The organism is Chryseobacterium sp. UF-290, assembly GCF_058245615.1.
This window is the reverse complement of record NZ_JBSICB010000003.1, coordinates 217,128-231,302: the sequence shown is the minus strand read 5'-3', so window position 1 is coordinate 231,302 and position 14,175 is coordinate 217,128. Positions and strand designations below refer to the sequence as shown.

Below are 14,175 nucleotides of genomic sequence, written 5' to 3'. Positions count from 1 at the left end.
ATTCGAAATTTGAGATTGTGAAAATATAAAAATAATTTCACATCCCAAATTTCAAATCATTAATTTTAGTTAAGGTCTTCGAATTCTTTCTTAGAACCTACGATAACGTTTTGGTATTCTTTAAGACCTGTTCCTGCAGGAATTCTGTGTCCTACAATTACATTTTCTTTAAGACCACCAAGAGAATCTACTTTACCAGCAACAGCCGCTTCATTCAGAACCTTAGTGGTTTCCTGGAACGATGCTGCAGACATGAACGATTTAGTTTGAAGTGCCGCTCTTGTAATACCTTGTAATACAGGAGTTGCTGTAGCAGGAAGCGCTTCTCTTACTTCTACTAAAGCTAAATCTTCACGTTTCAATTTAGAGTTTTCATCTCTCAGCTCTCTTGCAGTGATCATCTGACCTGGCTTGAATTCTTTAGAATCACCAGCAGCAACCACTACTTTAAGACCGAATACCCTGTTGTTCTCTTCCAGGAAGTCATACTTATGCTCAAGAGCTCCTTCAAGGAATTGAGTATCACCTCCATCCACGATAGATACTTTTGTCATCATCTGTCTTACAATGATTTCGAAGTGCTTGTCGTCGATTTTTACCCCCTGCAGACGGTAAACTTCCTGAATCTCGTTTACTAAGTATTCCTGAACCGCAGTTGGGCCTTTGATTCTCAGTATATCTTCCGGTGTGATAGAACCGTCAGATAAAGGAGAACCTGCTCTTACGAAGTCATTCTCCTGAACAAGAATCTGGTTAGAAAGTTTCACTAGGTAAATCTTTCTTTCACCTGTTTTCGCCTCAACGATCAATTCTCGGTTACCTCTCTTAATTTTTCCGTAAGAAACTACCCCGTCGATTTCTGTAACAACCGCTGGGTTTGAAGGGTTTCTTGCTTCGAATAATTCGGTAACTCTCGGAAGACCTCCGGTGATATCCCCTGCTTTTGCAGATTTTCTTGGGATCTTGATCAAGACTTTACCAGCCTTAATTTTTTCACCATCGTTAACCATCAAGTGGGCTCCTACCGGTAAGTTGTAAGCTTTCTGCTCAACACCTTTAGAGTCTACCACCTTCAAGGTAGGTACGGCTTTCTTATTTCTGGATTCAGAGATTACTTTCTCTTCGAATCCTGTTTGTTCGTCAATTTCAAGCTGGAATGAAATACCCTGGATGATATCCTCGTATTCTACCTTACCTGAAGTCTCAGCAATGATAACGGCGTTATACGGATCCCATCTACAGATCACATCTCCTTTCTTCACTTTATCACCTGGTTTTACAGATAATATCGATCCGTAAGGTACGTTAGCCACCATTAATGGAGTTCTGGATTCATTATCAGCAACCAATCTGAATTCTGTTGAACGGGAAACCACAACCTCAGCTGTATTACCGTTTTCATCTTCAGAAGTAATTGTTCTTACTTCATCCATTTCAACGATACCGTCTCTTCTTGCAACAATAGATGGATTTTCTGATACGTTTCCTGCAGTACCCCCCTGGTGGAAAGTTCTCAACGTAAGCTGAGTACCTGGCTCCCCAATTGATTGTGCTGCGATTACACCTACCGCTTCACCCATGTGGATCATCTTACCTGTAGCAAGGTTTCTACCGTAGCATTTCGCACAGATACCTTTCTTAGCTTCACAAGTAAGCGGAGAACGTACTTCAACGGCTTCTAATCCTGCTTCTTCAATTTTCTTGGCTAACTGCTCAGTAATTACCTGGTCAGCTTCAGCAATTAATTCATCAGTTTCAGGATCGTAAATATTATGAAGAGAAACTCTACCTAAGATTCTTTCAGAGATCTTTTCAACGATCTCATCATTTTTCTTAAGCGCAGTAACTTCTGTACCTCTTAAAGTTCCACAGTCGTCTTCTGTAACGATAACGTCCTGTGCAACGTCTACCAATCTTCTCGTCAAGTAACCGGCATCGGCTGTCTTAAGAGCAGTATCCGCAAGACCCTTACGAGCACCGTGGGTAGAGATAAAGTACTCTAGAATCGAAAGACCTTCCTTAAAGTTCGCAAGGATCGGGTTTTCAATGATCTCCGCTCCGGTAGAACCGGCTTTTTGCGGTTTTGCCATCAAACCTCTCATCCCTGATAACTGACGGATCTGTTCTTTAGAACCCCTCGCTCCAGAGTCAAGCATCATGTATACAGAGTTGAAACCACCCTGGTCAGTTTTCATTCTGCTCATGATCATTTCAGTTAATCCGGCGTTTGTGTTTGTCCAAACGTCAATTACCTGGTTATAACGTTCTGTATCTGTAATAAGACCCATGTTATAGTTGGCTCTAATTTCATCTACAGCTTCAATTGATTGTGCAATCATCTGCTTTTTCTCAACAGGAACCACAATATCCCCAAGTGAGAAAGAAAGACCTCCTTTGAATGCGTTTGAGTACCCTAAGTCTTTCATCGCATCAAGGAACTTCACAGTAGTAGGGAAATCCGTATCAGCAAGGATCTTACCGATAACGTTTCTCAATGATTTCTTAGTAAGAAGCTCATTGATATATCCTACCTGCTTAGGTACGATCTGGTTGAATAAGATTCTACCTACAGAAGTTTCGATCAGTCTTGTAACGATTTCACCATTTTCTTTGATAGGAAGTCTACATCTTACTTTAGCATTTAAAGATACTCTACCTTCAGCGTAAGCAATTTCCGCTTCTTCAGGAGAATAGAATGCAAGACCTTCACCTTTTACTTTCATATCTTCTGTAGAGCTCAATTCTTTCGTCATGAAATAAAGACCAAGAACCATGTCCTGAGAAGGTACTGTAATCGGAGAACCGTTTGCAGGGTTCAGGATATTCTGAGAACCTAACATCAATAACTGAGCTTCAAGGATCGCTTCCGGTCCTAACGGTAAGTGTACCGCCATCTGGTCACCATCGAAGTCGGCGTTGAAGGCCGTAGTTACTAATGGGTGCAGCTGGATAGCCTTACCCTCGATCATCTTAGGCTGGAAAGCCTGAATACCCAGTCTGTGAAGGGTAGGCGCCCTGTTCAATAGTACCGGGTGACCTTTCATCACGTTTTCAAGGATATCATATACTACAGGCTCTTTTCTGTCGATAATTCTCTTCGCAGATTTTACTGTTTTCACAATACCTCTTTCGATGAGTTTTCTAATGATAAACGGTTTGTAAAGTTCAGCAGCCATATCTTTAGGAATACCACACTCGTGAAGCTGTAGGTTCGGACCTACAACAATTACCGAACGGGCAGAGTAGTCAACCCTTTTTCCCAATAGGTTCTGACGGAAACGACCTTGCTTACCTTTCAATGAATCAGAAAGTGATTTTAATGGTCTGTTTGATTCAGATTTTACGGCAGAAGATTTTCTTGTGTTATCGAATAATGAATCTACTGATTCCTGAAGCATACGCTTCTCGTTTCTCAGGATTACTTCTGGAGCTTTGATCTCCAATAATCTCTTCAAACGGTTATTTCTGATGATAACTCTTCTATAAAGGTCATTAAGATCAGAAGTTGCGAAACGTCCTCCATCCAATGGAACCAATGGTCTTAGTTCTGGTGGGATAACAGGAAGGACACGCATGATCATCCACTCCGGTCTGTTGATCATTCTTGTATTAGCACCTCTTAATGCTTCTACAACGTTCAATCTTTTCAGAGCTTCAGTTCTTCTTTGCTTGGAACCTTCATTATGAGCTTTGTGTCTCAAATCGAAAGACAATGCATCAAGATCGATTCTTTTTAACAGATCTTCAACAGCTTCAGCACCCATTCTGGCGATGAATTTGTTGGGATCAGAATCATCAAGATACTGGTTCTCTACAGGAAGAGTTTCCATGATATCAAGGTACTCTTCTTCTGTAAGGAATTCCATATTTTCAAAATCGGAACCGTCTAATTTCTTAGCAATACCCTGTTGGATCACTACATATCTTTCATAGTAGATGATCATATCTAATTTCTTAGAAGGAATTCCTAAAAGGTATCCGATCTTGTTTGGCAATGAACGGAAATACCAGATGTGTGCAATTGGAACGACAAGGTTGATGTGCCCGATTCTCTCTCTTCTTACTTTTTTCTCAGTAACTTCTACTCCACAACGGTCACAAACGATCCCTTTATAACGAATTCTCTTATATTTACCACAAGCACATTCGTAATCCTTTACAGGACCAAAGATTTTCTCACAGAATAACCCGTCTCTTTCAGGCTTGTGAGTTCTGTAGTTAATAGTTTCCGGTTTTAGAACCTCCCCCCTTGAGTCCTGTAAAATAGACTCCGGTGAAGCTAAACCGATGGTTATTTTATTAAATCTACTTGTTTTATTTTTATTTGACATAAAAAATGTTTTATTCTTTATTTCTAAATCTTTTATTGTAATATTTTTTTCTTAGTTTCAAATGGATAAGTTCATTTATCCTGATTTGAATACTTAACAAGCATCAAGATCAAACTTTACCTGTCTTATTGTTCTTTTTTAAGTTTCAGCATTATAACGTCATCATAATCCGGCTGCCAGACTTTAAGAGGGTTAGAAAAAGTTTTAACAAGATCAAAATCCGCTAAATGTATTTTACCAACATTTCTCTTTAGAAAGCTGCTTCTCACTATATAAGAAACAGTATCATTTTCATTAACAGCCTCAATTCCTATAAACGTTATAGTCCCCTTTTTCTGAAATCCTGACGGCAATAAAATATATCTGATATTATTGTCTGCCAGGTACCTTTCAAAAGGCATTGATGCAATCTGCTCAAAAAAGCGCTTATCTGCCACCAAGCCATCCGCAGGGATGATCTGCAAGTCTGAATAAAATGCTAATTTTCCAGGCATATCATAGGTAAAAACCCTTGAGCCTGCCGGAAGATTTTTTTTCAGATCTTCTGCTATAACCTGTACTTTATCTTTTTTGACCTCTCTTATTTCTTCATTATCTCCTGCCGCATTAGAGCCCAGACTTATATTCGTATTGGCTTTTATATAAGAGACCGAACTCAAAAAAACCGTACAGACCAACAGCTGAAACAGTACTGCTATTTTTCCCTGCCTAAAGCCGGATTTCTGTAAAAATAAGTTTACAGCATCATTCAGCATAAAGGCCACTGCCAACATCTGCATCACAAAGTACCACTGCCCGATCTGCGACTGAAAGTACAGGTTGTATAACAACTGTACGATAGCCCCAGCAACGAAGTATAATTTTAATTTTTTAAAATCAGCCTTCGTAAAGGAAAGCAATAATGCATACAGCAAATTCAACACAAGAAAGATGGTTCCCCACAGGTTTCCAAAAACAGAACCCTCAGCGTTTGGAAAACTTGATTTTATCCTTCCGCTTATCGGAACCATATTCCCGAATTCAAATTTATTGTAGAGTAAGTATCCGCCAGCCAGCACAATAAATACTCCTGCAGCTTTTATCAGGTCTTCTGTTTTGGGCCTTGTATCACCGGATAAACAATATAATCCTAAAAAAAGCAGGACAAAAGCATTGTCTAACCGGGATAAAAATACCATACTGGCTGCAAGCCCCAGAAGCCATCCGTTTACCGCTCTACCTTTTATCAGTATATTGAGCAGTAATGCAGTGCAAAATAAATTAAGGTGCGCCTCTGTCAAATACAAAGTACCGAGTGAGAAAAAAACCAATCCCAAAAACCCGACTCCTGCTATTTTCCCAATCCCTCCGTCTTTAAACAAAGGCTGCAGACATTTTATACTTAAAAAGAACAATACAACCTGTATCAGCCACAGTACATAGATCATTTCCTGTTTAGGAAGCGGTATGATAAAATCTGCAATGATACATACTAACATCCACAAGGGATGAAAACCATTTGTAGCATAAATGTCATTGAATTTAAAGCCTAATCCGCTCACGAAATTATGTGCTATTTGCGGATAAAAGAATCCATCGTCAGCAGGGAATTTCGCAGGGCTCAACAAAAAGAACAGGGCAGGAATCGCAAAAAGCAAATACCCATATTTTTCTGTTTTGCCTAAATTCTGAAACATTCTATCTTCAAAATGATTTATAGTTAAAGTTTGTTCTAATTAAAAGATTTAATTTATTCCTCCAATCTCACGTCTAATCCAAGACCTTGTAACTCGTGAAGCAATACATTGAATGATTCCGGAATACCTGGTTCAGGCATAGATTCACCTTTTGCAATAGCTTCATAAGTTTTTGCTCTACCAATCACGTCATCCGACTTCACTGTCAGGATTTCTCTCAGGATATTCGATGCACCGAATGCTTCAAGTGCCCAAACCTCCATCTCTCCGAATCTCTGACCTCCGAACTGAGCTTTACCTCCTAACGGCTGCTGAGTAATCAATGAGTAAGGACCGATAGAACGTGCGTGCATCTTATCATCAACCATGTGTCCTAGTTTCAGCATGTAGATAACACCCACTGTAGCCGGCTGAGTAAATCTCTCTCCGGTACCCCCATCATAAAGGTGAGTGTTACCGAATCTTGGAAGACCAGCTTTATCTGTATATTCAGTGATCTGATCAAGACTAGCTCCGTCGAAGATCGGCGTAGCGAACTTCATACCCAGCTTCTGACCAGCCCATCCAAGAACCGTTTCATAGATCTGACCAATGTTCATACGGGAAGGTACCCCTAGTGGATTCAATACGATATCTACCGGTGTTCCATCCTCCAGGAATGGCATATCTTCTTCACGAACGATTCTTGATACGATACCTTTGTTACCGTGACGTCCTGCCATCTTATCCCCTACATTCAGTTTACGTTTCTTAGCGATGTAAACTTTAGCCAGCTTCATGATACCTGCAGGAAGCTCATCTCCGATTGAGATCGCAAACTTCTCACGGTTTTTAACTCCTTGGATATCGTTATATTTGATTTTGTAATTGTGAATCAATTGTTTGATCAATTCATTCTTATCAGCGTCTACTGTCCAGTCTGAACCGCTAACGTTTACATAATCTTCTACTGAAGTCAATAATTTATGAGTGAACTTCACACCTTTACCGATGATCTCTTCATCAAGGTCGTTTTGTACCCCTTGAGAAGTTTTACCGCTTACCAGTGTATTTAATTTTTCAATTAAAGTATTTCTCAACTCATCAAACTTAGCCTTGTAAGTGTTTTCAATCTCTTCAAGTTTAAGTTTTTCTTCAGTTCTTTTCTTTTTGTCTTTAATATTTCTGGAGAACAATTTCTTGTTGATCACAACTCCTCTCAATGAAGAGTCAGCTTTCAATGACGCATCTTTCACATCACCAGCCTTGTCACCGAAGATCGCTCTAAGAAGTTTTTCTTCAGGAGTCGGGTCAGATTCACCTTTTGGAGTGATTTTACCAATCATGATATCTCCAGGCTTCACTTCGGCACCGATTCTGATCATACCGTTCTCGTCAAGATCTTTAGTCGCTTCTTCAGAAACATTTGGAATATCTGCTGTAAGCTCTTCCATACCTAATTTGGTATCACGAACTTCAAGAGAGTATTCATCTACGTGGATTGAAGTAAACCAGTCTTCACGTACAACTTTTTCATTGATTACGATCGCATCCTCAAAGTTGTATCCTTTCCAAGGCATGAAAGCTACCACTAAGTTTCTACCCAGAGCCAATTCTCCTTTTTCAGTAGCATAACCATCGCAAAGCACCTGTCCTTTTTCCACTACATCACCTACTCTTACGTTTGGTCTTAGTGTGATGGTAGTACTTTGGTTAGTTTTTCTAAACTTGGTAAGGTTGTATGTTTTAGTAGCAGATTCGAATGATACAAGATCCTCGTCTTCGCTTCTCTCATATTTAATAACGATTTTGTCAGCATCTACGTACTCTACAGTACCAGTACCTTCAGCGTTTATTAAGATTCTTGAATCTCTTGCAACTTGTTGCTCAAGCCCTGTACCAACGATTGGAGCCTGTGGCTTCAACAAAGGAACGGCCTGACGCATCATGTTTGATCCCATCAATGCACGGTTCGCGTCATCATGCTCCAGGAACGGAATCAATGAAGCGGAAATACCTGAGATCTGGTTTGGTGCTACGTCGATAAGGTCAACCTGGTTAGGTTCTACTACCGGATAGTCACCATCCAATCTTGCAATAATTCTGTCTGTTTCGAAATCACCGTTGTCGCTCAATTCAACGTTTGCCTGAGCAATTACTTTAGCTTCCTCGTCTTCAGCATTTAAGTAAATAGGGTCAGCGTTAAGATCAATCTTACCACCTTCTACTTTTCTGTATGGAGTTTCGATGAAACCTAGGTTGTTGATTTTCGCATAAATACCTAAAGATGAAATCAAACCGATGTTTGGTCCTTCCGGAGTTTCAATCGGACAGATTCTTCCGTAGTGTGTATGGTGAACGTCCCGAACCTCGAAACCTGCTCTTTCTCTCGATAAACCACCAGGCCCCAATGCAGATAATCTTCTCTTGTGAGTGATCTCTGATAACGGGTTGGTCTGGTCCATAAACTGAGAAAGCTGGTTGGTACCAAAGAATGAGTTGATCACAGACGTTAATGTCTTAGCATTAACAAGATCAAGCGGAGTAAAGATTTCGTTATCTCTAACGTTCATTCTCTCCTTGATCGTTCTTGCAATTCTTGAAAGACCTACTCCGAACTGTCCTGCTAATTGCTCACCAACAGTTTTAATTCTTCTGTTTGATAAGTGGTCGATGTCATCCACCTCCGCTTTAGAGTTTACAAGCTCGATCAGGTGTCTTACGATCGCAATAATATCTTCTTTTGTAAGAACCTCAGTAGTTGCAGGAATATTAAGACCTAACTTTTTGTTTAATCTGTAACGTCCTACTTCACCAAGAGAGTATCTCTGCTCAGAGAAGAATAATTTCTCAATGATTCCTCTTGCCGTCTCCTCATCTGGCGGATCTGCGTTTCTTAACTGACGATAGATGTACTCTACCGCTTCTTTTTCAGAGTTGGTAGGGTCTTTTTGTAATGTATTCTGAATGATAGAGAATTCATTGCTGTTTTCTTTGTGAATCAGGATTGATTTCACACCAGCATCTAAGATAAGATCCAAGTGTTCTTTTTCAAGAATCGTTTCTCTATCCAGGATGATCTCATTTCTTTCGATAGAAACTACTTCACCTGTATCTTCGTCTACGAAGTCTTCGAACCAGGTGTTCAATACTCTCGCAGCCAATGTTCTCCCTTCTACTTTTTTAAGGGCAGCTTTAGAAACTTTTACTTCTTCAGCAAGGTCGAAGATCTGAAGGATATCCTTATCAGATTCATAACCGATAGCTCTTAATAAAGTTGTTAATGGTAACTTTTTCTTACGGTCGATATAAGCGTACATTACGCTATTGATATCGGTTGTAAATTCCATCCAAGATCCTTTGAAAGGAATAATTCTTGAATAATAAAGTTTGGTTCCGTTCGCGTGGTAAGTCTGTCCGAAGAATACACCAGGTGAACGGTGAAGCTGCGTAACAATAACTCTTTCAGCACCGTTGATGATGAAAGATCCACTTGGCGTCATGTAAGGAACCGGACCTAAATATACGTCCTGAACCACTGTTTGGAAATCTTCATGTTCCGGGTCAGTACAATACAATTTAAGTCTTGCTTTTAGAGGAACTGAATAAGTAAGTCCTCTTTCCACACACTCATCGATTGAATAACGTGGAGAATCTACCAGATAGTCCAGGAATTCCAATACGAATTGATTTCTGGAGTCCGTAATCGGAAAGTTCTCCTGGAAAGTCTTGTAAAGGGCTTCTGTCTTTCTGGCTTCAGGAAGTGTATCAAGCTGGAAAAACTCTCTGAAAGACTCGATTTGGATGTCCAAGAAGTCTGGAGTGATGATCTTTCCTTTCGCTGATGAGAAATTAATTCTCGGATTTCCTTGAGTTGTTGATTTTGTTTTACTCATAAAACTTTTAAGAAAGGGTTAAAAAATATTTTGATTCATTAAAAAATATCAGGAAAGAAAAAGAAAAGAGAGAAAAGATAAAAGACTTCAAATGTTTGGCGCTATTAGAAATAGTCTTTATTCTTTGTTCTTCATTCTTAAAATCTAATCCTAACTGCAACACTGGTATATCTTTTCACAGCGTAATGCAAAATATTTTTATTACTTTTGAGGCAGCATTACTGCAATATTTACAAACACAAAATCCCTTCCATGCCGTAAGCAATGAAAGAGTTGATTTTCAGTATTTTATAAATTTACAAACAATTTTTTGCGCCAAAAGAAGGGCAAAGATACAAAAAGTTATCCACAATAACAAATAAATCATCTCATTTTGAGGTCATTAAAAATAAAGGACTGCCCGTTGCCGGACAGTCCTTTGTTAATATGAAGTTTTCCTACAATTATTTCACAATAACTTTATAAGATTTCACAGTTGATCGGGTTTCAACTTTAATGATATAAACACCTGTCGGTAATGAAGAAGTATCAATACCGGTATTTGCATTGAATTTATCTGATCTCACTACCTGTCCCTGAGCAGAGAACAATGTATACACCCCTTCTTCTGCAGCTGTTATTTTTAGATTTTCTCCAGCTTTTACAGGGTTAGGGTATATTTTAATATCATTTGCCGCACCTGCAATTTCTTCAGGAGTTGTAACTCTTGCAGCACTATTTGATCCATTTTTCAGTAGCGTAGCATAGGGTGAAAGCGGAGAATTTGGAGATCCTCTTTTCACAAGATCAGTATCTACAACAGCCTGAATACCATCCTTGTCTTTATCATCAATCGTAGAGATGAATCCACCACCAAGCGTATCAAGGTTTCCTTTTCCGATCTGGTACAAGTCAAGGTCTGACCCATTGGAAGTAATATCCAGGAAGTCAGGCTTATCGTCACCATCAGTATTTTTGATCGGATATTTCATCACTCCGGAATCAGGATAGGTTTCAAGAATATCTGCAATACCATTTTTACCTACCGGAACATTACTGTCAATAACACCATTACGGTCTGTATCGATCTGGCTGATCACTGATTCCGGTATTCCTGATTCGAACAGATCCAGTATACCGTCGTTGTCTGAATCCAGATCAAGGTAGTTCGGTACTGAATCTCCTAAGATCGGAGTCAGCAGAATATCTCCTTCAGCGTCATCATCCTGGAACTTACCGTTTTTATCAAAATCCTCAATAGCATCAGGAATACCATCATTATCTGAATCAAGATCACAAGCATCCTCAATACCATCACCATCCGTATCTAATACAGGTGATTTGTCATTCACCGCAGTACAGCCTTCCGCACAGTCAGGAATACCATTACCGTTATTATCTATATTGTCATTTCCTCCAGGGCAACGGTCGAAACAATTCGGTACACCGTCATTGTCATCATCTTTGCTGGCAAACGCGTTATAAATATTATATCCCTGAGCCAAATTAACTGAAAGCAATGAGCTGAAAGTAATCTTAATACGGTTAAAAGGCTTGGTCGCTTTACCTCCTATATAGAATTTGTTGGATCCGCTGGTAAAGAAGTTTCCAGTAATCAGACTTCCTGACGTAAATGTATCCGTCAAAGTATTTCCGTTATAAAACTGCACTATAACAGCGTCAAGAATACTCACCCCGATCAGACCTCCTGTTTTTTCAACAGTATAGCCCGCAACGGTATTAGCAGGAAGCAAGCTGTTGCTGCCAACTGTTAAATTCGCTGAGAAAAGAAAGCTGCCCAGCAAAGGAAACGTAAGTCTTGCATAATTGGAAGGGTTATTATCTACAACAGATCCAGCATTAGTAAGGCTTGGAGCAAGCAGCCCGATACCTGACTGCGTCCATCCAAACCCGGTTACAATATTTCCGGGAATTGAAGAACCACTTGTCTGGATCTTATCATCACATTCACAGCCTACAGGCTCTTCAAAAGCATAATATACGTTTAGTTTTCCTAAATTAAATCCTACCGTCTGAGTAACCTTTAATCTAACCTCGTTGAAAGGTTTAGTCGTGGTCAAAGTCACCTTCTGTCTTCCTGAACCGTAGCTAAGAACCTTAATATTGATCAAACCTCCACCGTCTGACAACTGTTTTGAATCCTGAAGCTGGCCAAACAGATATGTTTCTATCGTAATATTCTTTAAGAATTCAGCACTTAATAATTTTCCCTGATCATCAGGCTCAATGACAAACCCGGTTCTGTTACCCGCAGGATAAACCTGGTTTTTATCAAGAACTCCTACTGAATAAGATCCTAATAACCCTACCGGAAGAACAATCGATCCGTAAGAGTTCTTATCTCCATCCCCTATTCTTTCTCTGTTCTGAACATAAGAAAGAGGAGCAAGGAAACTGCTGCTTCCTGATATATTTCCATCAACACCACTTCCGGCAATGATATCATCACAGATACCATTCTTATCTACAGGCACTTTAGCGGGATCAAATGCGAATGCATAATACACATTCATTGCACTGAACACGGAAAGAACATTGGTCTGATATAATCTTACTTCATCAAATTCTTTTGAGGTCTTGAAGTGCAGGAATATTCTGTTTTTACTTCCTCCAAACGCCGGTACAGAAAGCAGTGTACTGCTGGTAGTAGACTCCTGCAGAGCACCGTTTTTATATGTACTGATTCGTAGAGAGCTCAAAAGATCAATTGTAATGAAGCTTGTCCCAAGGTCAACATTGAAACCTGTGATATAGCCTGCAGGATACGTTGTGTTTTTATTTTTAACAGATATTCCGTTACCACTCAACAGGGATGCAAAATTCCCCATACTTACGCTGTTATCCAGACTGGCATCTACCACCGGATTCATGCTTCCGTTATAACATGCTAAGCAAATTCCCGAATTATTGACAGGTTTTGCTTCCACTCCCATCCCACGGATAGGTTCATAGCCTTGCTGTGCAAATACAACTGCCGACATCACTAATGTCATCAGCATTGCGGCTAATTTCTCGAATAATTTTTTGGTCATTTTTTTATTTTATAAGGTTTGTGTTTATTTTCAATTAATAGAAAGTTTTCCACTCAGATCCATTGCATCCTTCATGTCTGCGGGCTGAAGCATTATAGCGTATTGCACCTTCTTCAGCCGAGGTACATGCAGAAGGAGGAGAAGTGACACCCGATATCTGAATAGCAGCTCCGGAAGCAGCAGCAGCAGTAGGTACCATATTGATTCCCATTATTGTATTTTTAGCGTTACCTTTGCCCAAAAAGATATGTGAACCATTCGCATACACTATTTGTCCAGCTGTTGCCGTTGCCGTAAATCCAACCGTCATCGCTTCTGTACCTGAAGCATTACCAGCTGTACCAATAGCAATATTATTGGTGGATACCGTATTTCCTGCACCAACAGCAATTCCGCCATTGTTTGTATTATTATTTCCAACAGTCAGTCCCGTTATACCGGTAATGGTATTTCCATTTCCGAATACCAACTGATTTGCGCCCGATGCCGTATTAGAATTCCCAATTATTTTAGCACCGTTATTCGCCGTATTATCCAACCCAATCGCCACTGCCGGGAAATTTCCTTGCGCGGAAACCGTATTGCCTTTTCCTAATGCGATATTGGAAGATGTACTGTTCGAAAGCGTATTATTGGATCCCCAGGTGAATGAAGCGAAGTTTCCGCTTGTACTGTTAGAATTTCCACCTTGTAAAGTACCGTTAACATCCAATATCCCTTTTACATTTTTCTGAGTTGCCAGAACCAGATTCTTTGCATCACTTGTTCCTAAATAATTCCCGGTACCAATATCCGTTCCCAAAGCTGCTGTTGCAGGTACAGTTCCCGCATTTCCTGTTGTACGCCAGTCAATGCTCAAACTCCCCCACTTTGTGCCGTCAAAAAAATAATAGCCGGGTGATTGAACATCAGCAGTCTGTCCGGAAGGAGAAGCTTCGGCAACCGTAACGTATACTATTGCTCCGGTTTGAGCCGCTGTATAATTTTTAGCTTTTAATTGAACCCCTGTAAGTCTAGGAGCAATAATACCATCCAGCTTACTTGCCGTTGCCGGCATACCTGTCACGTCTAAGGTAGCCTGAGGCGTACCAGTATTAATCCCAACCTGTGCTAAAGTTAGTGAGCTTGCAGATAAAAGTGCAAGAATGAATAATTTGTTTTTCATTTCTAATGATATGTGTTGTTTTTTTGTGTGTTTTTTGAGAAGACAATTCCTAAAAAATTTCATTCAAATTATAAATGAAACAACTGGTAATTTTCT

General features: G+C 39.8%; 5 protein-coding genes. All 5 read right to left on the bottom strand.

What is annotated here, in order from left to right:
* Window positions 1-65 precede the first annotated feature (65 nt).
* Window positions 66-4,331 (bottom strand): DNA-directed RNA polymerase subunit beta', encoded by a 4,266-nt coding sequence (gene rpoC, locus AC4IF5_RS04955; RefSeq protein WP_490732232.1) that lies wholly within the window; start codon window positions 4,329-4,331, stop codon window positions 66-68.
* 125 nt (window positions 4,332-4,456) lie between these two features.
* Window positions 4,457-6,007 carry a hypothetical protein gene (locus AC4IF5_RS04950; RefSeq protein ID WP_490732231.1) on the bottom strand — a complete coding sequence of 517 codons (1,551 nt, stop codon included), beginning with the start codon at window positions 6,005-6,007 and terminating at the stop codon, window positions 4,457-4,459.
* 53 nt (window positions 6,008-6,060) lie between these two features.
* Window positions 6,061-9,882: a DNA-directed RNA polymerase subunit beta gene (gene rpoB / locus AC4IF5_RS04945; RefSeq protein ID WP_490732230.1), complete on the bottom strand. Its 3,822-nt coding sequence runs from the start codon at window positions 9,880-9,882 to the stop codon at window positions 6,061-6,063.
* 443 nt (window positions 9,883-10,325) lie between these two features.
* Entirely contained in the window at window positions 10,326-12,914 is a 2,589-nt protein-coding gene (locus AC4IF5_RS04940) for a T9SS type A sorting domain-containing protein (RefSeq protein ID WP_490732229.1), read from the bottom strand.
* A 34-nt stretch (window positions 12,915-12,948) separates the two neighbouring features.
* A complete protein-coding gene (locus AC4IF5_RS04935) occupies window positions 12,949-14,079 on the bottom strand; it encodes a phage tail-like protein (protein ID WP_490732227.1) in 1,131 nt (376 codons plus the stop codon).
* Window positions 14,080-14,175: the final 96 nt, after the last annotated feature.

What these genes read in the sequence shown, in the direction of transcription:
- rpoC (WP_490732232.1), bottom strand. Translation starts at nt 4,331, where the DNA reads ATGTCAAATAAAAATAAAACAAGTAGATTTAATAAAATAACCATCGGT.
- AC4IF5_RS04950 (WP_490732231.1), bottom strand. Translation starts at nt 6,007, where the DNA reads ATGTTTCAGAATTTAGGCAAAACAGAAAAATATGGGTATTTGCTTTTT.
- rpoB (WP_490732230.1), bottom strand. Translation starts at nt 9,882, where the DNA reads ATGAGTAAAACAAAATCAACAACTCAAGGAAATCCGAGAATTAATTTC.
- AC4IF5_RS04940 (WP_490732229.1), bottom strand. Translation starts at nt 12,914, where the DNA reads ATGACCAAAAAATTATTCGAGAAATTAGCCGCAATGCTGATGACATTA.
- AC4IF5_RS04935 (WP_490732227.1), bottom strand. Translation starts at nt 14,079, where the DNA reads ATGAAAAACAAATTATTCATTCTTGCACTTTTATCTGCAAGCTCACTA.